The 20,359-nt window shown below is 39.8% G+C and carries 24 protein-coding genes; 22 read left to right on the top strand and 2 right to left on the bottom strand.

The window, feature by feature from the left end; all coding sequences use genetic code 11:
• The 13 genes from ASD40_RS01600 (at position 1) to ASD40_RS37695 (ending at position 6,941) form a co-directional block, all read left to right on the top strand.
• Positions 1–747, top strand: a complete 747-nt coding sequence (locus ASD40_RS01600; RefSeq protein ID WP_057301584.1) for a hypothetical protein — start codon at positions 1–3, stop codon at positions 745–747.
• A 90-nt stretch (positions 748–837) separates the two neighbouring features.
• Positions 838–1,257, top strand: coding sequence for a DUF4376 domain-containing protein (locus ASD40_RS01595; RefSeq protein WP_057301583.1), 420 nt, complete (start codon positions 838–840; stop codon positions 1,255–1,257).
• A gap of 10 nt (positions 1,258–1,267) precedes the next feature.
• Positions 1,268–1,756: a hypothetical protein gene (locus tag ASD40_RS01590; protein ID WP_057301582.1), complete on the top strand. Its 489-nt coding sequence runs from the start codon at positions 1,268–1,270 to the stop codon at positions 1,754–1,756.
• Positions 1,740–1,901: a hypothetical protein gene (locus tag ASD40_RS36955; RefSeq protein ID WP_156389851.1), complete on the top strand. Its 162-nt coding sequence runs from the start codon at positions 1,740–1,742 to the stop codon at positions 1,899–1,901. Before ASD40_RS01590 ends, ASD40_RS36955 begins: the two co-directional genes overlap by 17 nt.
• 59 nt (positions 1,902–1,960) lie before the next feature.
• Complete coding sequence (locus tag ASD40_RS01585) at positions 1,961–2,614, top strand: hypothetical protein (protein ID WP_156389850.1); 654 nt, start codon at positions 1,961–1,963, stop codon at positions 2,612–2,614.
• A 105-nt stretch (positions 2,615–2,719) separates the two neighbouring features.
• Entirely contained in the window at positions 2,720–3,031 is a 312-nt protein-coding gene (locus ASD40_RS01580) for a hypothetical protein (protein ID WP_057301580.1), read from the top strand.
• 142 nt (positions 3,032–3,173) lie between these two features.
• Positions 3,174–3,947: a hypothetical protein gene (locus ASD40_RS01575; RefSeq protein ID WP_057301579.1), complete on the top strand. Its 774-nt coding sequence runs from the start codon at positions 3,174–3,176 to the stop codon at positions 3,945–3,947.
• Positions 3,948–3,963: 16 nt separating this feature from the next.
• Positions 3,964–4,434, top strand: a complete 471-nt coding sequence (locus ASD40_RS01570; protein ID WP_057301578.1) for a Panacea domain-containing protein — start codon at positions 3,964–3,966, stop codon at positions 4,432–4,434.
• 84 nt (positions 4,435–4,518) lie between these two features.
• Complete coding sequence (locus ASD40_RS01565) at positions 4,519–4,914, top strand: hypothetical protein (protein ID WP_057301577.1); 396 nt, start codon at positions 4,519–4,521, stop codon at positions 4,912–4,914.
• 24 nt (positions 4,915–4,938) lie between these two features.
• Positions 4,939–5,187, top strand: a complete 249-nt coding sequence (locus ASD40_RS01560; protein WP_057301576.1) for a hypothetical protein — start codon at positions 4,939–4,941, stop codon at positions 5,185–5,187.
• A 75-nt stretch (positions 5,188–5,262) separates the two neighbouring features.
• Positions 5,263–5,481 carry a hypothetical protein gene (locus ASD40_RS01555; RefSeq protein WP_057301575.1) on the top strand — a complete coding sequence of 73 codons (219 nt, stop codon included), beginning with the start codon at positions 5,263–5,265 and terminating at the stop codon, positions 5,479–5,481.
• Positions 5,481–6,143: a M15 family metallopeptidase gene (locus ASD40_RS01550; RefSeq protein WP_057301574.1), complete on the top strand. Its 663-nt coding sequence runs from the start codon at positions 5,481–5,483 to the stop codon at positions 6,141–6,143. The genes ASD40_RS01555 and ASD40_RS01550 overlap by 1 nt, the downstream gene beginning before the upstream one ends.
• A gap of 162 nt (positions 6,144–6,305) precedes the next feature.
• Entirely contained in the window at positions 6,306–6,941 is a 636-nt protein-coding gene (locus tag ASD40_RS37695; RefSeq protein WP_057301573.1) for a collagen-like protein, read from the top strand.
• A gap of 148 nt (positions 6,942–7,089) precedes the next feature.
• On the opposite strand, the gene ASD40_RS01540 is transcribed toward ASD40_RS37695, so the two are convergent.
• Both ASD40_RS01540 and ASD40_RS01535 read right to left on the bottom strand, forming a co-directional pair.
• On the bottom strand, positions 7,090–8,799 hold the full coding sequence (locus ASD40_RS01540; protein ID WP_057301572.1) for a recombinase family protein: 1,710 nt from the start codon (positions 8,797–8,799) through the stop codon (positions 7,090–7,092).
• Positions 8,800–8,840: 41 nt separating this feature from the next.
• Positions 8,841–9,536 (bottom strand): magnesium chelatase domain-containing protein, encoded by a 696-nt coding sequence (locus tag ASD40_RS01535; protein WP_057301571.1) that lies wholly within the window; start codon positions 9,534–9,536, stop codon positions 8,841–8,843.
• 200 nt (positions 9,537–9,736) lie between these two features.
• Here ASD40_RS01535 and ASD40_RS01530 point away from each other — a divergent pair, with 200 nt between their 5' ends.
• The 9 genes from ASD40_RS01530 to codY all read left to right on the top strand — a co-directional run bounded on the left by ASD40_RS01530 (position 9,737) and on the right by codY (position 20,172).
• A complete protein-coding gene (locus tag ASD40_RS01530) occupies positions 9,737–9,994 on the top strand; it encodes a hypothetical protein (protein ID WP_056832931.1) in 258 nt (85 codons plus the stop codon).
• A gap of 284 nt (positions 9,995–10,278) precedes the next feature.
• Complete coding sequence (sucC, locus tag ASD40_RS01525) at positions 10,279–11,439, top strand: ADP-forming succinate--CoA ligase subunit beta (protein ID WP_057301570.1); 1,161 nt, start codon at positions 10,279–10,281, stop codon at positions 11,437–11,439.
• A gap of 48 nt (positions 11,440–11,487) precedes the next feature.
• On the top strand, positions 11,488–12,420 hold the full coding sequence (sucD, locus tag ASD40_RS01520) for a succinate--CoA ligase subunit alpha (protein ID WP_029195344.1): 933 nt from the start codon (positions 11,488–11,490) through the stop codon (positions 12,418–12,420).
• A 116-nt stretch (positions 12,421–12,536) separates the two neighbouring features.
• A complete protein-coding gene (dprA, locus tag ASD40_RS01515; RefSeq protein WP_057301569.1) occupies positions 12,537–13,628 on the top strand; it encodes a DNA-processing protein DprA in 1,092 nt (363 codons plus the stop codon).
• Between the two features lie 69 nt (positions 13,629–13,697).
• On the top strand, positions 13,698–15,800 hold the full coding sequence (gene topA / locus ASD40_RS01510; RefSeq protein ID WP_057301568.1) for a type I DNA topoisomerase: 2,103 nt from the start codon (positions 13,698–13,700) through the stop codon (positions 15,798–15,800).
• Between the two features lie 12 nt (positions 15,801–15,812).
• On the top strand, positions 15,813–17,129 hold the full coding sequence (trmFO, locus tag ASD40_RS01505) for an FADH(2)-oxidizing methylenetetrahydrofolate--tRNA-(uracil(54)-C(5))-methyltransferase TrmFO (RefSeq protein WP_057301567.1): 1,317 nt from the start codon (positions 15,813–15,815) through the stop codon (positions 17,127–17,129).
• 195 nt (positions 17,130–17,324) lie between these two features.
• Positions 17,325–17,879 (top strand): ATP-dependent protease subunit HslV, encoded by a 555-nt coding sequence (hslV, locus tag ASD40_RS01500; protein ID WP_047672807.1) that lies wholly within the window; start codon positions 17,325–17,327, stop codon positions 17,877–17,879.
• Positions 17,880–17,947: 68 nt separating this feature from the next.
• The gene (hslU, locus tag ASD40_RS01495) at positions 17,948–19,345 is read left to right on the top strand and encodes an ATP-dependent protease ATPase subunit HslU (RefSeq protein WP_057301566.1); all 1,398 of its coding nucleotides are present in this window, start codon (positions 17,948–17,950) and stop codon (positions 19,343–19,345) included.
• A 41-nt stretch (positions 19,346–19,386) separates the two neighbouring features.
• Positions 19,387–20,172 (top strand): GTP-sensing pleiotropic transcriptional regulator CodY, encoded by a 786-nt coding sequence (gene codY / locus ASD40_RS01490; RefSeq protein WP_057301565.1) that lies wholly within the window; start codon positions 19,387–19,389, stop codon positions 20,170–20,172.
• The last annotated feature ends 187 nt before the right edge of the window (positions 20,173–20,359 follow it).

Here is a 20,359-nt window from a genome sequence, read left to right as displayed (position 1 = left end):
ATGGCACAATTAATAGTTGCAGGTAATGCAACACCAGATAAAGTTTTAACAGGGAATAAGTTCTCGGCAGGGGTGCTTATGAATGCAGATGGGACAATGGTCAATAATGGAACAGTAAATCGTACGCCTAGCAATGTGGCTCAAAGTATTCCATCAGGGTTTACTACTGGTGGTACAGTGGACGCTGTTGTGGTTCCAGCGGCTAATGTTTTGACTGGTACAACAATCGCTGGAACTGCTGGGACTATGCCGAATAGAGGGGCAACAAACTTTACTCCTAGTACGGGGAATCAGACTATACCTGCTGGTTATCATAACGGTAGCGGTATTGTATCTGGAGATGCTGATTTAATAGCCAGTAATATAGTGAATACCGCAAATATATTTGGGGTACAGGGAAGCGTTGCTCCAAAGTTGTTTGCGAGTGGTACAATTTCATCTAGTTCTGGTCTGTTAGGTGGTGTTGTTTACGATGGTACTACAGGGAGACAAGACTATTATGTAACTGTAAGTGGTTTATCGTTTACACCATTGTTAATAACAGTCAATGGAGCACAACCCGGATATATGTCTGTTTTTATAAGTGGTTATAGTGTAATTGCTGGCCAATCCTCACCAATTTTTATAGCATCGGGTGGTGCTTCAATGTGGTTTAGACTAAGCGCTAATCATTATGTAAATGGTAGTGGTTTTCAATTACCGTATTATGGTCAAAGTAATACCGTTGATTGGAAGGCGTATGGTTAAAAATAAGGAGGGAAAAAATGAATATTGGAAGAAAAATATATTATGAAAAATCCACTGGTAATGTAGTATAGCGAATACTTGGATGAATTCATGCAATACCAACTTAGTATTGATCCTGTGACAGAAAATCTAATATGGACACCTCGTAGTGACGGATCATTAGAGGACGTTAAAATACAAAAAATTAAGCAACTAAACATTTTTTGCAACATAGCCATACTAGCAGGATTCACGTCTGATGCATTGGGATCGTCAAATACATATGACTTCGACATTGACGCACAAATCAATTTGGGAGGTATGCTCAACGCAATTACAGCAGGGCTAGTTTCAGAACCAGTTATTTGGAAAGCTTCTGGTCAGCCACAAGCACACACTTTTGTTCAATTTAAAACAGTATTTGGTGCAGGGCTTGCTCACAAAAATATAAACATTGGCAAGTATTGGACTTTAAAGGCGCAAGTAGAGGCGGCAACAACTACGGAACAAGTTAATGCTATAGTTTGGTAGGTGATTACTCTTGGCTATTGGTGATCTGATATTTGTTCGCGGTCATTATTTAATAAATAAAGCAATTGAATTTTTCGATGGTGAATTTTCACATGTGTGCGTGAGTCTATCAGATTCAAACAATAAAATACTCGAAGCACAAGGAATGACTCGTTCGCGAATCGTTCCTTTTTATTTTGATGATTATGAGGTTGTTGAATTAAATCTAACCCAAGAACAAAAAGATTTAGTATTGAAAGTTGCTATTCAACTAACCAATTTTGGTTACGACTATCTACAAATCGTAGGTATAGCTATTCAGGATATTCTTAAATTTAGGAAGCCTTACTTTATGAATAGTCCTAATAAATTGATTTGTTCTGAACTGACTGACTTGTTTTTATACGGAATAGGTTGGTTGGATGATGATATCTATCTTGGTGATTGTACTGTAAATGAGTTCTATAGAAAAGTTAAAAGTAAATTGGCCGAGGTGATTAGTAGTGAAAGTAACAACTGAAGATGGACTCATTCTAGAGGGTAGCCCAGAGGAAATTATGGCATTTATTGAATCAAAGAAAATGACCAGTAGTATATTACATGCTGGTGTAATAACGGGCACCAAAGTGACTGACTCAAATGTTGTTGATATGCGTATCTATTAATGGAAAATTACGTCATTTTCTGGTAGAATGATATAAAAATTCAAACAGGGGTGACAAGATTGACGATTATCTCAACCGTAATTGTGCCAGAAGGTATTGCCATGGCAGCTGATAGTAGACTAACAAGCAACTTTTCATATGGAAATGGCGCTACAGACAGATTTACTCTGACAGATAATGCTCAAAAACTAGTATTAGTTCGCAAATCCACAATCGGTATTTCATTTTGTGGAGACGCTATTATCGAAGGTAAGACTGTTGCTGATATATTGAGGATATTTGATATTGAAAAAATCAGTGTTGAAGATACAGTTTCGCAGGTTTCTGAAAAATTACAAGTATTTTTACAAAGTAGTTATGGAACTTATAATATTGCTTTTATCGTCGCTGGTTACGATTCTGATGAACCGTTTGTTTATAGTGTTACTAAGAATGAACTTCGAAGAACTAACTTTGAAAACGGTCAATTGGTATATACAATGACCTTTAATGGTGAAATGGAAACAATAAATAAGCTATTTAATGGAATTGCCACAAATTTCAGTCTCATGCCTCTTAAAGATGCAGCTGATTTGGCTGAGTTTTCAGCAGAGGTTACTATTAAATATCAAAGATTTCAACATACAATTGCCACTTGTGGTGGAGCGATTGATTTATTGGTAATAACAAAAGACTACGCTAAATTCATTAAGCATAAATTGCTAGCTCCATAAAGGAAGCTTTTCAGTTTATAGCTCCGAGTAATATTCGGGGCTTTTTGTTTTACAAAGATTTACGTTGAAAACAGAATTTTATGAGGTTGAATGAAGGGGACATAAGTGGGAAATGAATTGACGGATGTTGAAAGGATAGTAAGACTAGAAACTAAATTAGACACAGAGTTAGCGGCTATTAAAGAGGCGCTATACGATCTTAAGAAAATGATGTTGGTACGTGATGATATTCATGTAACCAAAGATCTTCTGCAAAGTGAGTTAAAGTTAAGAGACGAAAAGATTGAAGGCTTACACCGCGGATTAAATGAGATCCGCGACAATAGTAAATCAAATAAACAACTTGCTCCAGCTTGGGGACAGGTTATTCTTGCGGTTGTGGCAGTTGGTGTTGCTGTTTTAGCTTTGTGGAAGTGATTTGTGGGTAAAGATTTCGTATACAGGGTTAGAGACTTGTGAGATAATAGAACAGACGTTTCTGTATTTAGTATAATTTTTCCAAATGGGATAAAGGATTTCCTCCTAATATGTCGAATGACATAGGTATAAAGGAGGATGAATGTTATTGTTTAGAAGGATAACTGGCGCTTTAGGTTATTTATTAAATTTCAAAAAAAATATAAGAGATACGTGGGGTCAATTACTCACTTTACTTATCCCACTGGCTCTATCAATACCATACTTCCAAGGAATCATAGTTAGCAAATTGTATTATTTGGTGCCAGCAATAGCTGTATTTCTTATTGGGTACATACATTCAGTTAGTAAGCAAGCCACTATTAGTGATTTGACGGAAGAACATGAAGATGCTATTGAACAAAGAGACAGTTTAAGGAATGAGCTTGAGGCTATTCCAGAGAGAATAATAAAAAGTTTGTTTTATTTATTTAATTTTACTTACTCTGAACGTATTACTATCTACAGATTCAATGAATCAGAATTTGTTCCTGTTGGTCGTTACGCTAGAAATGCAGAATTTAAAAAGAACGGTCGGCAAAGTTATCCAAAACATGAGGGATTTATTGGTTTAGCATGGATTAACGGAGACTCTATATCTAGCGAACTACCAGATCCTAATCGGGCGAAACAAGGTTATGTTAATATGGTTAAAAACCAATGTTCCATTGACGATATGACAATTTCAAATATGCAAATGAAGAGTAGATCTTATTATTGCAAAAATTTGGATAATTCAGATGGTGAACCAGTTGCAGTTATTGTTTTTGAATCGATTAATCCACAATTGCCAACTGACGTTGAAGAAATCAAAAAAATTCTTAATGGTTCAATTGGTCAATTACTTACAAATACGATCAGAGTAAATCTTCACTAGGAAAGGAGTTCTTACCATGACTGATATACGCCATATCCTAAGATATTTTGCAATTCATTATCCATATAAGAATGAATTGTCAAAAACCAGAATAACTAAAATGGTTTACTTGGCAGATTGGTTCTCTTCTCAAAGACATCACAAACAAATGACCAAGATTAAGTGGTATTTCGACCATTATGGGCCATATGTGAGTGATGTGTACGATGCAGCGAAGAAAGACAATAAGTTGAAAATTGTGGAAGAGTTTTCTGCTTATGGCTCTCCTAAATTGCTTATCGCTTTAAAAAGTAAGGATTCACTGGGTTTAGAGGAACTGGATAAAAAAGAAACTAAAATCTTAGATAAAGTCATTGAAGAAACAAAAACACTTAATTGGTCGGAATTTATTGATTATGTATATAGTACTTATCCAATTAAAAATAAAGCTAGATACAATTTTCTCAATCTAGCAGAAATGGCAAAAGACGAAGAGATAGAAAATTAACACAAGTCACTCCATCGCGGAGTGGCTTTTTTGTTGTGTCTGTTGTGGTATAATATCCCTAATAATATTTAGGGGAGATATACTATGGCAGATTATCCAGATAATACGCCGATAAAGGATAGAGTATTACATAAGGAAAGTGTACTTAGATTGCTCAATGATATTGAGTATTTTGAGCTGACAGTTTATAAATTTACTGTTGAAGAAAGTAACCAATACACTGAATTCGATTCGAACAATGGAAGCCATAATTATTACTTAATTCGTTCTAACGGTAAGTTAGTTATGAGTAGGACTTTGGTTGATTTGTCTTTGTTCGATACAGGTGAAGATGATTATGGGCTTGATTGGAACACTTCACATTATAATAAAGCTCTGTTTGATTTAGGTATCAAAGTTTACCACAAAAATGGCACTAATAAACGTGCTTATAAAAAAGCAATAGATAGTGGTTTATTAGAGTATCGAGCTGATGTATAAAATGAAACCGCAAAGGGTGAATTTATGAAAATACATCCAAACAGAAGTGGTTTAACTAGAAGATTGGCTAAAGCCTTCGCAAACGAAATAGTACGTGACAAAAAGAAACAGAGGGGACGAAAGCAGCAACGGCCAATTGTCGCTAATAAAAGCACAAAGGAAAAAATGAGTGAAGCTTGGAATAATATTGGATACGTTGTTGCTTTTATTATTTTAATTACACTTATTATTAAGGTTGTTGATGCAATAAAACTTATTTTCCATATTGAGTAGAAATTCACTTACTGTCCTATCTAATCGATAGGGCTTTTTTGTTATACAAATTTGTGAAAAGGTGGGAAATGAAAAATGAATATTGATAAAGTTAAGGTGCTACGCATCGTATCACTTATGCTGGCTATTTTAGGAATCACCAATATGGTAGCATCTCGATACGGGTATGGCATTCCAGACGCAGAGATTGAATTCTACGCTAATTTAATCAGTTACGCATCTACGGTTATCTTTGGGATTACAATCGAAAGCAAGGCCATTTCTGCTCTTTTTAAGGGTAGGGGTGGAGTTTGATGCAGCTTAATGAAAACCTAGCAAAGAGTGAATCGCGCATATCCAAACTAAATTCAATTGTAGCTCAGAAAGCTAGACAACTCGTTATCGCGGCTTTTAATGAAGGAATCTATATTGTGATTGTTCAAGGATTGCGAACAATGGATGAACAAGCAGCCTTATATGCTCAAGGTAGAACAACAGCAGGATCAATTGTGACGAATGCTAGGGCTGGCTACAGCTATCATAATTACGGCCTAGCATTAGACTTCGCTTTGCTTGCTGATGACGGTTATAACGTCTTGTGGACAGTTAATGACAAGTGGCGTAGAGTCGGAGCAATAGGTAAGTCATTGGGTTTCGTTTGGGGTGGAGATTGGACAGTTCAAAAGGAAGGTATTGTTGATTTTCCACACTTTGAAATGTGCTTTGGTTTGAGCATTAATGACTTAGTTAAAGGTGCGAAGTTACCAGAATTAGAAGAGGATGACGATATGAATAAAGTACTTGAATACGAAGATTGGGCATGGACAGAATTAGATTGTTATCTAGGCGATGCTTATAACGATGGCACATTAGAGGATTGGAAATGGGTTCAATCTGTAAGAGATAAGACTTTGACTTATAAGGATTTATTGCTTCTTAAGGTTTTGATTGATGAGCGTAGACGGAAAATTGCTTGATTAAAGGGTAAACGGAGCTATTTTTTTATGAAATAGAGAAATTAAGCAATATTTAATAGAAATAGAGACTATCGACATTATAATCCGACACATTTATCAAATGTAGTTTGTTAATATTTCACTGAAGTATTACAAACGTAAATTTGATGGAGGTTTTGGGGCATGATTAAGAAAAAGAAGTATTTCCTAATGCTGGGGTGTTCACTAGTTTTTCTGCTTTCTGGTGTCGCTTATGGAAAAGATTTATTACCCTCACAAATAAGCTCATTAACAGTGTGCGTAAAACAGAATGGACAAATTTCATTATCTGATTTGAATGGTACATGTAAAAAAGGTGAAATTGCAGTTTCCTTAAAAGGTGAACAGGGAGCACAAGGTCCTAAGGGCGATACTGGTCCAACTGGGCCTCAAGGTGTTGCTGGACCTCAGGGCATAAAAGGAGACAAGGGTGACGTTGGCCCTCAAGGATTGCCCGGCGGGTCTGGTGCAAAAGTAATATCAGGTCTTGTAGGATGGAATGGAAAGCCATTTGAAGGAACTGAGTATTCTGTTAAAAAGCTTAACGTAGGTCAATATGAAATAACTTTTCCAAAGGGTACATTTAATAAGGGGCCAGTCATAACAGTAACTCCCTCAGGCTTTGTTCCCACAATTGCGATGACAACTTTAACGACATTTGGTGATTATGCCACATTTAGAGTAACCCTCAGACAGTATGTAGACAATTCATTCAATGATGCAGACAGTGATTTTTCTTTTATAGTTGCTGAAACAAGTGGATTAGCCAACTCTAACTAACATAGTAAAATAAAAAAGACCTGTGCGAATTTTATCGCATGGGCTTTTTTGTGTTGTCTTGATTGCTAGGGGAGATAATGTGTCCATGTAAGGAGTAAAGTGTTTTAGATCTAGTACTAACGTGGACACAATATCCCCAGCATTATTATTAGTCCCTATAATAAGGCGACTGTGTTGTTCTATTCCAAACAATACTTGATGAGGAATACGTTTCTTTAACATTGGAATCAAAGTATTTATCAGTGAAATCATACAATTTTTCAAACGCCTTAAATTCAAATTGCAATATTAATAAGTTTTCATTGCTTTCAGCGTGAACAGCTCCGATAACTTTAATCTTGCTCAAAAAATCAATGATTTCTTCACGTGTACTGTGTTCATCACGAACTTTAAAGTTACTGATGTTATTAATTATTTCGTCAATATCGCTCAGGTTCTTATAAATATCCTCATTACTCATGATAACTTCTTGCAATTGGCTGTTTAATGTTTCGTACTCGGAGTTGATTTCATTCGTTAAATCATCAAGTTCATCATCTTTGAATTTTCCCAAAGAGTATAGTTTTAGTACGCGTTTTCTTTGTGCATCAAGTTCATCAATTTGTGAACGTAAGGTTGAGGCATCTTGTTCTTTTTGATTGTCTATTTTCTCAAGTAACTTACCCTTGATTATATTCAAATCAGTAAAATAGGATTCCTTAAAATTTCGTATTGTTTCCTCAATTCCATTACCAATAAAATGCTCAATGGCCCACTCTAATACATCCTCGTAGAGATTTGGTGCGTCACATGCTTGTACACCTTTGCTTTTTTTTGTGCCACAATTAAACAAGATTTTTCCTCGATCAGAGTTTCTTACATAAGCGGCACCACATTTATTACAGATTATTAATCCAGAAAACTCACCAATGCCTTTATAAACTCCTCTTTGTTCAGTTCCTTTATCGAAACGCAACTGCTTGGCCGACTCGAATAATTCTTTACTAATAATAGTAGGTACAACATCCTCATGAACTTCCCATTCTGTCTCAGGCTTAACTTTAGCGTAATGCTTGTTAAAAACTGCTCCACTGTCCCATTTATTACGTACAAGTGTTCCACAATACTTCTCATTAGATACAATATGTTTGATTGCGTTAATGCTGAATGGTTTTCCGTTCCTTGTAAAGATTAATTTACTTTCAAGATGATTAATAATGCGTCGAAACCCATAGCCCTCATTAACATAAAGATGATATATTAAACGTACGACTTCTGCTTCTCCTTCATTTATCTCCAATCTTTTTTCACCTTCAAAATAGTCATAACCATATAGTCTATGTGCAGCAAATAAGGAACCCCATTTTGCTGTTTTACTCAATCCAGCTTTTAATTTCTGAGACTTGTCGCGTGAATCATTCGCCGCAAAGGTCATCATTAATTCAATGTAAAACATATCTCCATCATTTTCAGTGCTCTTATTGCAGTCGAGGAAATCAATGAATACACCTTTTGATTTCAATTCCCGAAGAGGATCTATAGCTAGGATGTCACGAGCAAAACGACTTAGATTCGTCACTAGTATCCTGTTGAATTTAGGTTCGCGTTTCATCGAGGCTTCGAAGTGAATTTTTTTCTTGCTCTTTGAAGGGTAGGAGACATCAACCCCTCCATCATAAAGCATTTGTAGAAATTGTTCGCGCTTGAACTTTGTGGCTGTCAATCCGCGATCAGCGTAAATATGTATCAGCTCGTAATCTTTAAATGAATCCTTATTACCAATTTCTTCGCGAAAAAAACGTTGTTGTGAATCAAAACTTAAATCTTGGTCTTGACTGGATGTTGACACACGACAATAAGCAGCGACTTTTGTTTTCAATGTTTCAGCTCCATATACTAGTGGATTAAGGGTGTGTTTGTCTACTTGCAATTGTAACATAAAAGTAGAATATTATGCATCCCGGCCGCAGCGATCATCATGGCACGCTTCACTTGGTGCTGTCCGTTGACATCGGCATAATCTTCGACAAAGTTGTGTTCATCGGCAGAAATTGTCGAAAGTTCACCACGTTCATAATTAATGCCATTAAATATATATTCATGTTGGGATTGGTTGTTCCATGACTTGAAATCAGAGAGGTTAGTTATCGCGCACACCTCAATACCTTCTATTAAAGCAGCTTCAGGAGCATTCGCGAGGGGAAGGCAGACGCGTTTAATTCCTAGCTTTTTCGCGGCATGCGCCATAGAAAGAACACCCGGAATGGGGCGAAGAGAACCATCCAAAGCAAGTTCACCTAGAAACAAAGTGTGCAGAAAGCTGTCCATTGGCACTTGACCGGTTGTAATCAAAATTCCTATCGCAATGGCTAAATCAAAGGATGAGCCCTCTTTGCGTAAATCTGCTGGTGCGAGATTGACCGTAATCCGATCCATGGGAAATGTGTACCCACAATTTTTGATGGAGGAGCGCACTCTTTCAACGGATTCCCGAATAGCCGAATCGGGGAGACCAACCAAGTTAATTTGGGGTAAGCCACTTGAGATATCAACCTCTACTTCGATCGTTTGTCCTTCTATTCCCTGCAAGCAAGCGCTCATGACTTTGCCATACATGAAAAAAACACCTTCCTCTCCATAGTTACGCAGCCGTTTCGAGCTGTCATAAAGTGGGATAAAAGGTGCTTCCTTATTGATCCGTTTTATACTTTGTCCTAATTGTATACGATAATGGTAAAATTACGCAATCCGGAAATGATCACCGCGTACGTTTTAAAAATGCACGGCTTGCACATACTGGAACTAGAGGTGATGATATGCAGGAGAAACCGTATTTTTGTCCCAATTGTCGTTCTAATCGAATCAAGTTCAGTGTAATCACTAGTTACTCTCAGTCCTTTTTGAAGGACGCTTTATCAGGAAATATTACAGAATTCAAGGATCCTGACGCAATACCAGAGCCAGAACCTACGATTCAATGCTTGGTGTGCAGTTTCACGGGTAATGAGCTTCGCTTCATTAAACAGGCGGAGCGTGAACCGCGGATGAATACACCAACAACGCCGCATTATTAAAAAAGTCGAAACTAGACGTATTTTTCAGCTTATTGAAAATGCGTCTTTTTTTATGTTGAAAGTGATAGCTAAAGTTTTTCAGGCTGAAAGGAAAGTTTGAACGCATTAACGAAAAAAATAAGGAAACTGTCGAAAATTAGTGATACAATGGTTAGGGCTTGTGAAGAAGTGTGATACTAATTCCGGCAGCAAGATTTATTTCGTGCACTACACAAATAGGAAATTACACTTTTTCCATGTATAGCACGTTTAGAAAGTCCATACTGATAGGAGGATTTTAGGAAATGAATATCCATGAGTATCAAGGCAAAGAAGTCCTGAGACAGTACGGAGTCAACGTTCCTAACGGAAAAGTTGCTTTTACCGTTGACGAAGCTGTTGAAGCAGCGAAAGAACTCGGAACATCCGTCGTTGTAGTTAAGGCGCAAATTCATGCCGGAGGTCGCGGGAAAGCTGGCGGCGTTAAGGTAGCCAAAAGCCTCGATGAAGTTCGTACATATGCTAGCGAAATTCTGGGTAAAGTTCTTGTCACTCACCAAACAGGTCCTGAAGGCAAAGAAGTTAAACGTCTTTTGATCGAAGAAGGCTGTGACATTAGGAAAGAATATTATGTTGGTGTTGTTGTTGACCGTGCTACAGGCAGCGTCGTTTTGATGGCATCTGAAGAGGGCGGTACGGAGATTGAAGAGGTTGCTGAGCATTCTCCTGAGAAAATCTTTAAAGAAGTTGTGGATCCTGCGATTGGTCTTCAAGCTTTCCAAGCCCGCAGACTTGCTTACTCCATCAATATTCCTAACGAGCTTGTTAACAAAGCGGTTAAATTCATGCTAGCTCTTTATAAAGCATTCGTAGAGAAAGACGCGTCCATTGCCGAAATCAACCCACTAGTTGTTACTGGTTCTGGCGACGTTATGGCTCTTGATGCCAAATTGAACTTTGATTCCAACGCTCTTTTCCGTCACAAAGATATCGTTGAACTTCGTGACCTTGAAGAAGAAGATGCGAAAGAAATCCAAGCTTCTAAATTTGACCTGAGCTACATTGCTCTTGATGGTAACATCGGTTGTATGGTTAACGGTGCAGGACTTGCTATGGCCACTATGGACATTATCAAGCACTACGGCGGAGACCCGGCTAACTTCCTAGACGTAGGGGGCGGTGCTACGAAAGAGAAAGTAACAGAAGCTTTTAAAATCATCTTGTCCGATGAGCAAGTTAAAGGAATCTTCGTTAATATCTTCGGTGGCATCATGCGTTGTGATGTTATTGCTGAGGGTGTTGTAGCTGCTGCCAGAGAGCTTGGACTTTCCCGTCCGCTTGTTGTTCGTCTTGAAGGAACTAACGTTGAACTTGGTAAAAAGATTCTTAACGAATCCGGCTTGAACATTGTTGCTGCTGACTCCATGGCAGATGGCGCACAAAAAATCGTTGCTTTAGTTAAATAATTAAACCCGAGCGGTTTCAAATAATATAGGGGATGTGAACAAAAGATCATGAGTATTTTGGTTAATAAACATACAAAAGTCATTACTCAAGGGATTACCGGCGCTACGGGTTTGTTTCATACCAAAGGCGGTCTGGAATACGGCACACAAATGGTTGGTGGCGTAACCCCAGGTAAAGGCGGAACAAAAGTAGATATCACATTGGAAAACGGTGAGCTAGTTCAGCTTCCAGTTTTCAACACCGTTATCGAAGCTAAAAATGCAACTGGTGCTACGGCATCCGTTATCTATGTACCACCAGCTTTTGCTGCAGAGTCAATCATTGAAGCTATCGAAGCTGAACTTGATCTGGTTATCTGTATCACAGAAGGTATTCCTGTTCTTGATATGGTTAACGTGAAACGTTACCTAGAAGGCAAGAAAACCGTTCTAATCGGACCTAACTGTCCGGGAGTAATTACACCAGGCGAGTGCAAAATCGGTATTATGCCGGGTTACATTCATACGCCAGGTCACGTAGGTGTAGTTTCCCGTTCCGGGACATTAACTTATGAGGCAGTTCACCAATTGACAACTCGCGGCATTGGACAATCCTCTGCTGTAGGTATCGGTGGAGACCCTGTTAAAGGCTCCGAGTTCATCGACATCCTTAAACGTTTTAACGATGATCCAGATACGTATGCTGTCATCATGATTGGTGAAATCGGCGGTACGGCAGAAGAAGAAGCGGCTGAGTGGGTTGCTGCGAATATGACGAAGCCAGTTGTAGGCTTTATCGGTGGTAAAACAGCCCCTCCAGGAAAACGTATGGGCCATGCTGGCGCAATCATTTCCGGTGGTAAAGGTACAGCTGCTGAGAAAGTTGCAACGATGGAAAGATGTGGTATCCGCGTAGCGGCTACACCATCCGAGATGGGCTCTACACTTGTTAGTGTGCTTGAAGAAAAAGGCATGCTGGACAAAGTTATTACAAAAAAATAGTTTTCTTCTAACGAAGGTAAGCAACCTTCCATCTCCCTGAATCAGGGATTTGGGAGGTTTTTTGTTTTTCTTGGCTTTGCAATTATTTGTTATTCGAGAAGGGAGTGTATATACTTATGGATAATCGTTTCATTTTGTTTGGCCTTCACGAGCTCGAGGGCGTTGGTTGGAAAACCATTCTTCAGCTTCTAAGTCGCTTTCCTGATCTGCATGTGTTGTTTGAGCTTTCAGCTGCAGCAATTGCCTCTAAAGGTATCCGGACTTCCATTGCTGAACAAATTGCCACGCGTTTTACACCGACTTTTATTGAGCAAAAGCTACAATTATATAAGAAGCAATCCATTCAAATTCTCACGCTTTTGGATGAGGACTACCCTTCGGTTCTAAAAGAAATTGCGCAGCCTCCCTGGGTTTTATATGTGAAAGGAAATGTTTCATTATTGAATGGGCGTCTCCTTGGTATAGTAGGAACACGTACCCCTACTCTTTATGGAAAGAAGATTGCTGAGGAATGGGCAGCTGCCCTTTCAAGAGCAGGATTCGGTATCGTAAGCGGATTGGCTAGAGGGATTGACAGCAAGGCTCATATTGGCGCATTGCAAGGTAAATCCAAAACGGTAGCAGTTCTTGGATGTGCGATTAATCAAATTTATCCGCGTGAGAATGCATTATTATATCGAAATATAGAACAAGAGGGTGTCATCATTTCTGAATATCCCATTGGCACGGGCATGAGGCCAGGTATGTTTCCGCAGAGGAATCGTATCATAGCAGGGTTGACATTAGGAGTTATGGTTGTGGAAGCAGCAGAAGATAGCGGATCACTGATTACAGTTGAGTTTGCGGTGGATGAATCAAGAGATGTATTCGCCGTTCCTGGTCCTATTGACTCAAATCAAAGTAGTGGCGTCCACAAGCTTCTAAAGGATGGTGCTAAACTGGTTACCCGTGTTGAGGAGATTGTAGAAGATTATAAACATATGTTAAGCGCGGAAGACCAGGGGGCCATGAAGAAGCCTTTGCCGACATTTTCGCTTACAGATGAGGAGGGCGAAATCGTTCGAAAGTTGTCGAATGAGCCTGTATCCATTGATGCTTTGTTGGAGGACAGTCAATTTACGTTTGGACATTTGCATGCAGTTCTGTTATCTTTGGTAATGAAAAAGGCGATTAAACAGCTTCCGGGTTCTACTTACATACTAGCATAGGCTAATACGAAGCTTTTCTTCTCGCCAATAGACTTTACCTTGAAACCAAGAGGGGAGGAAGGACGATCCATGGCGGATTCTTTAGTCATAGTTGAGTCACCAGCAAAAGCCAAAACCATTGGCAAATATTTGGGAAGTAAATTTATCGTAAAAGCCTCGATGGGTCATATTCGCGACCTTCCGAAAAGCCAAATTGGCGTAGAAGTGGATCGTAACTTTGAGCCTAAATACATAACAATCCGCGGTAAAGGTTCTATACTAAAAGAATTAAAAGATGCGAGTAAAAAAGTAAAAAAAATATATCTGGCGGCGGATCCGGATCGTGAAGGTGAAGCGATTGCCTGGCACTTAGCTCATTATTTGGATGTAGGTCCCGAAGAGCTCTGCCGTGTTGTATTTAATGAAATAACGAAGGATGCGGTCAAGGATGCCTTCAAAACACCGCGTCGAATTAATCAAGATCTCGTTAACGCTCAGCAAGCTCGGCGCATTTTGGATCGACTTGTTGGTTATAAAATCAGTCCTTTACTTTGGAAAAAAGTAAAAAAGGGATTATCTGCAGGTCGTGTACAGTCGGTAGCAGTTAAATTGATACAAGACAGAGAGAATGAGATCAAAGCCTTCGAACCAGAAGAATATTGGTCGATAACCGTTGTCTTGGACGCTGGTAAAACGGTGTTCGAAGCAAAGTATCACAGCATTAACGGTGAGAAAAAGGAACTGCATTCGCAAGAAGATGTCGATCTGATTTTAACCGCGATGGGCAGTGATGCTTTTACAGTGAAAGAAGTGAAAGAGAAAGAACGGCAGCGTAATCCTTCTCCTCCTTTCATTACAAGCTCAATGCAACAGGAAGCGGCAAGGAAACTTAATTTCCGTGCATCGAAGACAATGTCTGTCGCACAGCAATTATATGAAGGAATAGATTTAGGCAAAGAAGGTACGGTTGGTTTGATTACCTATATGCGTACCGATTCAACCCGTATTTCGCCGGTTGCCCAAGAGGAAGCCAAAGATTTTATCTTTAATAAATATGGCCCAGCTTTCTACCCAGAGACACCGCGCCAGTACACGAAGAAAAATGCTAATGCCCAAGACGCGCATGAAGGTATTCGGCCTACATCTGTGCTTCGAGAACCTGATCAAATGAAGGCATTTCTAAGTAAAGATCAATATCGTCTGTACAAGCTGGTATGGGATCGTTTCGTAGCTAGTCAAATGGCTTCAGCCGTCTTGGATACAATGACCATTGATTTAACTGCTGGAGAAACTGTTTTTAGAGCGAATGGTTCTAAGATGAAGTTTGCAGGATTTATGAAAGTTTATGTCGAGAGCAATGATGACGGGACGACAGAAGAGGACAAATTGCTGCCACCTCTGACTAAGGGTGATTCTTTGCAAAAGCAAAGCGTGGATCCGAAGCAGCACTTTACTCAACCGCCTCCAAGGTATACAGAAGCGCGTTTAGTTAGGGCTTTAGAGGAAATGGGCATCGGTCGTCCGAGTACGTATGCACCGACACTGGAGACGATTCAGAAGCGTGGGTATGTTGCGATCGAAGAGAAGAAATTCGTGCCTACGGAGCTTGGTGAATTAGTTATTCAATTGATGCAGGAGTTTTTTCCTGAAATTCTCGATATCGAGTTCACGGCTCATATGGAAGAGGAGCTAGACTTTGTCGAAGAGGGAAAAGAGGACTGGGTTCGAGTTCTGGATACATTCTACACATCCTTTGAAAAGCGGCTAATTTTCGCTGAAGAGGAAATGAAGGAAATCGAAATCCAGGATGAAATTTCGGATGAGATTTGTGAGAAATGCGGTAAACATCTTGTTTATAAAATGGGGCGTTTCGGTAAGTTTCTGGCATGTTCAGGATTCCCTGATTGTCGCAATACGAAACCGATCATTAAAGATATTGGTGTTACTTGTCCAACTTGTCATACTGGGAAAATTGTCGAACGCAGAAGCAAAAAGGGGCGAGTTTTCTATGGTTGCGATCAGTATCCAACCTGTGACTTTGTCTCATGGGATAAACCGGTCAATAAGCCATGTCCTGTATGCAGCTCGATGATGATCGAGAAAAGAAGCAAGAATGGCGTGAATATTCAATGTACCGTGTGTGATCATAAAGAAGAAGTTAATGACGATAATTCAGATGATATGAAAGATTAGAGGTGTCTGATTTTGCCAGAATATCAAAGAGTAACAGTCATCGGTGCAGGATTGGCTGGAAGTGAAGCCGCCTGGCAAATTGCCCGTCAGGGTGTGCCTGTTACTTTATACGAAATGCGTAATGTCCGTAAAACTCCAGCACATATAACAGATCAATTTGCTGAACTAGTCTGTAGTAACTCACTACGTTCGAATGGTCTAACCAACGCTGTCGGAGTACTGAAGGAAGAAATGAGAAGAATGGATTCGCTCATTCTATCTTGTGCAGATGAGCATGCTGTACCGGCAGGAGGCGCGTTAGCTGTTGACCGCGACGGGTTCTCTCAAGCAGTTACAACGACGCTACGTAACCATCCGCTCATAGAAGTTCGCAATGAGGAAGTTCAAACCTTGCCTGAAGGCATAACGGTAGTTGCCTCAGGTCCATTAACATCACCAGCCCTTTCTGCAGGCCTCAAAGAGCTTATGGGCGAGGAGTACTTGTACTTTTATGATGCAGCAGCTCCGATCGTGGAGAAGGACTCCATTGATATGAATAAGGTGTACTTGGCTTCCCGTTATGACAAAGGAGAAGCAGCTTACCTTAACTGTCCTATGACAGAAGAAGAGTTTAATGTTTTCTATGAAGCTTTAATAACTGCAGAGGTTGCTGAGCTGAAGGAATTCGAGAAAGAAATTTATTTCGAAGGCTGTATGCCCTTAGAAGTCATGGCGAAACGAGGTAGACAAACGGTACTGTTCGGGCCAATGAAACCAGTTGGTTTAATAAACCCGCATACAGGTAAGATGCCGCATGCTGTCGTTCAACTCCGTCAAGATAATGCAGCGGGAACTTTATATAACTTAGTCGGCTTCCAAACCCATTTGAAATGGGGAGAGCAGAAACGGGTATTATCCTTGATTCCAGGGTTAGAGCAAGCGGAGTTCGTACGCTATGGTGTTATGCATCGTAACACGTTTATTAACTCTCCGAAGCTTCTTGAACCTACTTATCAATTTAAACGTCGTGAAAATTTGTTTTTTGCAGGTCAAATGACGGGTGTAGAAGGATATGTGGAATCTGCGGCTTCCGGACTGATAGCAGGAATGAATGCGGGGCGTTTAGCTAAAGGGCAACCTTGTTTGGTTGTTCCGGAGGAAACGACTCTGGGTAGTATGGCACATTATATCACGACAGCTGACTTTAAACATTTTCAGCCGATGAATGCTAATTTTGGTTTGCTTCCACAATTGCCCGAACGAATTCGTAACAAAAAAGAGAAGTACGAGAAGCTGGCTAATCGAGCTTTGGAGAGTATTCAGAATTTTAAGAAAACATTTGCGGAGTAGGTTGTAATTGGACTCTTTGCTATGTTACTATAATTATGTTTTGTAGCATTTTTCATTCGTTTCCTCATACATTTACCTCTAGATGCGGTCATTTCTCGAATTGACCTCGCTAGAGGTTTATCTCATTTATGAGACCGAAACCAACGTATAGAGTAACTTTCATGGTGTATGATTCCATTTGAGAGGTGAGAAGAGATGGATCCTAATCAAGCTACGTTTCATGCGACAACAATCTTTGCTATTCGTCATCAAGGTAAGGGAGCTATTGCTGGAGATGGGCAAGTGACATTTGGCAACAGCATGATTATGAAAAGCACGGCCAAAAAAGTTCGGCGTTTACATAGAGGAAAAGTCATCGCTGGTTTTGCTGGTTCTGTTGCCGATGCGATTACACTTTTTGAGAAATTCGAAGGCAAGCTAGAAGAGCACCACGGTAATTTGCAGCGTGCTGCGGTAGAACTTACGAAGGACTGGCGTCAGGATCGCGTCCTGCGACGTCTTGAAGCCATGATGATCGTTATGGATTCAACAGGTTTGCTGTTGCTCTCGGGAAATGGTGAGGTTATTGAGCCTGATGACGGTATTTTGGCTATTGGGTCTGGTGGCAGCTTTGCATTAGCTGCTGGAAGAGCGTTGCATCGCCATGCGTCGTCGCTAAGCGCTAAGGAAATAGCCCATGCTGCCCTAACAACTGCAGCTGAAATATGTGTGTTTACGAATCATAATATTATTGTGGAAGAAATTGAATAGTTAACTATTGAAAAGTTAATGCTTACGATGTTAGTTTTGCTAAAGCAAAACTTTTAGGAGGGTACAAAATGGCAAACAGCTCCCTTACACCTAAACAAATTGTCCAAGAATTGGATCGATACATAGTAGGTCAGAAAAAAGCAAAGAAATCAGTTGCTATTGCTCTGCGAAACCGTTATCGGAGAAATCTCGTAGATGAGGCTATGCGGGATGAAATTGTTCCGAAGAATATACTCATGATAGGGCCTACCGGCGTTGGAAAGACTGAAATTGCGCGCAGACTAGCTAAGTTGGTTGGCGCACCATTCATTAAGATAGAGGCCACCAAATTCACAGAAGTCGGCTATGTTGGTCGCGATGTGGAGTCAATGGTACGTGATCTGATCGAAACTTCCGTTCGTATGGTAAAGGCTGAGCGGATGGAAAAGGTGAAAGACCGAGCTGAGAAGCTCGCTAACGAGCGACTAGTTAACTTGCTGGCGCCAAGTCCTGCGCGTTCCAAAACACAGCGTAATCCTCTTGAGATGCTATTTGGTGGGCAGAACCAACCGGATCAAGAAGAAAGTGCTCCAGACCCTTCACTTGCCGCAAAAAGGGTTCAAATCGCTGAGCAATTGACTAATGGTAAATTAGAGAATGAAGTTGTAGAAATCGAAGTGGAAGACTCTTCACCATCAATGATGGATATGCTGGCTGGTCAAGGCAATGAACAAGCTGGCATGAACATGCAGGAGATGTTCGGCAATCTTCTCCCGAAGAAAATGAAGAAACGTAAGCTGCTTGTTAAGGAAGCCAGGAAAGTGTTAGCTCAAGAAGAAGCGCAAAGATTGATTGACATGGATGAAGTGATCCAGGAATCTATTACTCGCGCGGAACAATCCGGTATTATTTTTATTGATGAAATCGATAAGATCGCTAGTAATAGCCGCGGCGGCAGCGGACCGGACATTTCTCGGGAAGGTGTTCAGCGAGACATTTTACCGATTGTAGAGGGATCTACGGTTGTAACTAAATATGGGCCCGTGAAGACGGACTATGTCTTATTTATTGGTGCAGGTGCTTTCCATATTGCTAAGCCTTCTGATTTAATTCCAGAGCTTCAGGGAAGGTTCCCAATTCGAGTGGAATTAAGTAACTTGACCTTGGAAGACTTTGTTTCTATTTTAAAAGAACCCAAAAATGCATTAACAAAACAATATACAGCATTGTTGCAAACGGAAGGTATAACGGTTGAGTTTGCGGACGAAGCTATTTATGAAATTGCTCGTATCGCGGTTGAAGTTAATCAGAATACGGAGAATATTGGTGCTCGGCGATTACACACCATTTTAGAAAAATTGCTGGAGGATCTATCCTTCGAAGCGCCTGAGATTACATTGGAGTCCATTGTTATTAACCCGGAATATGTTCGTGAGAAACTCAGTGATATTGTACAAAATCGAGATTTAAGTCAATATATCTTATAGTAAAGAACTATCGCATGGTTAAGTAAGTAGGAGGCAGTTAAATGAGTTTATTAAATAAAACAAGAAGGCTAAATCGCTTGCTGCAAAAAGAAGCTGGCAACGCAGTTAGCTTTATGGATATGGCCGAAGTGCTGCGTGATATTGTTATTGCGAATATCTACGTCGTTAGCCGCAAAGGCAAAATTTTAGGTTATGCAGTAACGAATGATCCTGTTTCACCGGAAATGAATCAGACCATATTAATTGAACGCAGATTTCCGTTGGAGTCGAACAATTTGCTTCTGAAGATTGAGGAAACATCATCAACAGCAGAACCAGACAGTCCATATTTCTATTACACGGAGCAAATGAAAGATATGTTTCCATACACGCATACGACTTTAGTACCAATTATTGGCGGGGGCTCTCGTTTGGGAACGCTCATATTAAGTCGCAGTGAAGGAACTTTCATTGATGATGATTTAGTGCTGGCTGAATATGGATCTACCGTTATTGCAATGGAAATATTAAGAGAACGTGCGGAAGAAATTGAGGAAGAAGCTAGAAGTAAAGCTGTCGTCCAAGTTGCGATAGGTTCCTTATCTTTCAGTGAAATGGAAGCTGTGGAACACATTTTTGAAGAATTAGATGGTAAGGAAGGTCTATTGGTAGCGAGCAAAATTGCCGATCGGGTAGGCATTACTCGTTCTGTTATTGTTAACGCACTTCGCAAACTGGAAAGTGCCGGAGTTATTGAAACTCGTTCGCTTGGTATGAAGGGCACTTATATCCGTATTTTAAATGAGCAATTAATACAAAGTATCGAGCAATTAAAAACGAAACTCTAGATAAACACATAGAAAAGCCCTGTCTTGTAAAAGATAGGGCTTTTTTCTTATTGTAAGTTATCGTAATTTCTTAGATGATAAGAAAGGTTACCGAATCTTTTACAAATTTCTACAATAAGGACCATTTCGAATTATTTTATGAAAATAATGTCGAAATAAGAAGGAATCGATAAATACAATGTTGAAG

It is taken from the genome of Paenibacillus sp. Root444D2 (assembly GCF_001426375.1).
Taxonomy (GTDB): Bacteria; Bacillota; Bacilli; order Paenibacillales; family NBRC-103111; genus Paenibacillus_E.
This window is presented reverse-complemented; position numbering and strand designations above follow the sequence as displayed.

Coding starts and splice junctions, on each gene's coding strand:
- ASD40_RS01600 (WP_057301584.1), top strand. CDS start 1: ATGGCACAATTAATAGTTGCAGGTAATGCAACACCAGATAAAGTTTTA.
- ASD40_RS01595 (WP_057301583.1), top strand. CDS start 838: ATGCAATACCAACTTAGTATTGATCCTGTGACAGAAAATCTAATATGG.
- ASD40_RS01575 (WP_057301579.1), top strand. CDS start 3,174: ATGTTATTGTTTAGAAGGATAACTGGCGCTTTAGGTTATTTATTAAAT.
- ASD40_RS01570 (WP_057301578.1), top strand. CDS start 3,964: ATGACTGATATACGCCATATCCTAAGATATTTTGCAATTCATTATCCA.
- ASD40_RS01565 (WP_057301577.1), top strand. CDS start 4,519: ATGGCAGATTATCCAGATAATACGCCGATAAAGGATAGAGTATTACAT.
- ASD40_RS01560 (WP_057301576.1), top strand. CDS start 4,939: ATGAAAATACATCCAAACAGAAGTGGTTTAACTAGAAGATTGGCTAAA.
- ASD40_RS01555 (WP_057301575.1), top strand. CDS start 5,263: ATGAATATTGATAAAGTTAAGGTGCTACGCATCGTATCACTTATGCTG.
- ASD40_RS01550 (WP_057301574.1), top strand. CDS start 5,481: ATGCAGCTTAATGAAAACCTAGCAAAGAGTGAATCGCGCATATCCAAA.
- ASD40_RS37695 (WP_057301573.1), top strand. CDS start 6,306: ATGATTAAGAAAAAGAAGTATTTCCTAATGCTGGGGTGTTCACTAGTT.
- ASD40_RS01535 (WP_057301571.1), bottom strand. CDS start 9,536: ATGTATGGCAAAGTCATGAGCGCTTGCTTGCAGGGAATAGAAGGACAA.
- ASD40_RS01530 (WP_056832931.1), top strand. CDS start 9,737: ATGCAGGAGAAACCGTATTTTTGTCCCAATTGTCGTTCTAATCGAATC.
- sucC (WP_057301570.1), top strand. CDS start 10,279: ATGAATATCCATGAGTATCAAGGCAAAGAAGTCCTGAGACAGTACGGA.
- sucD (WP_029195344.1), top strand. CDS start 11,488: ATGAGTATTTTGGTTAATAAACATACAAAAGTCATTACTCAAGGGATT.
- dprA (WP_057301569.1), top strand. CDS start 12,537: ATGGATAATCGTTTCATTTTGTTTGGCCTTCACGAGCTCGAGGGCGTT.
- topA (WP_057301568.1), top strand. CDS start 13,698: ATGGCGGATTCTTTAGTCATAGTTGAGTCACCAGCAAAAGCCAAAACC.
- hslV (WP_047672807.1), top strand. CDS start 17,325: ATGGATCCTAATCAAGCTACGTTTCATGCGACAACAATCTTTGCTATT.
- hslU (WP_057301566.1), top strand. CDS start 17,948: ATGGCAAACAGCTCCCTTACACCTAAACAAATTGTCCAAGAATTGGAT.
- codY (WP_057301565.1), top strand. CDS start 19,387: ATGAGTTTATTAAATAAAACAAGAAGGCTAAATCGCTTGCTGCAAAAA.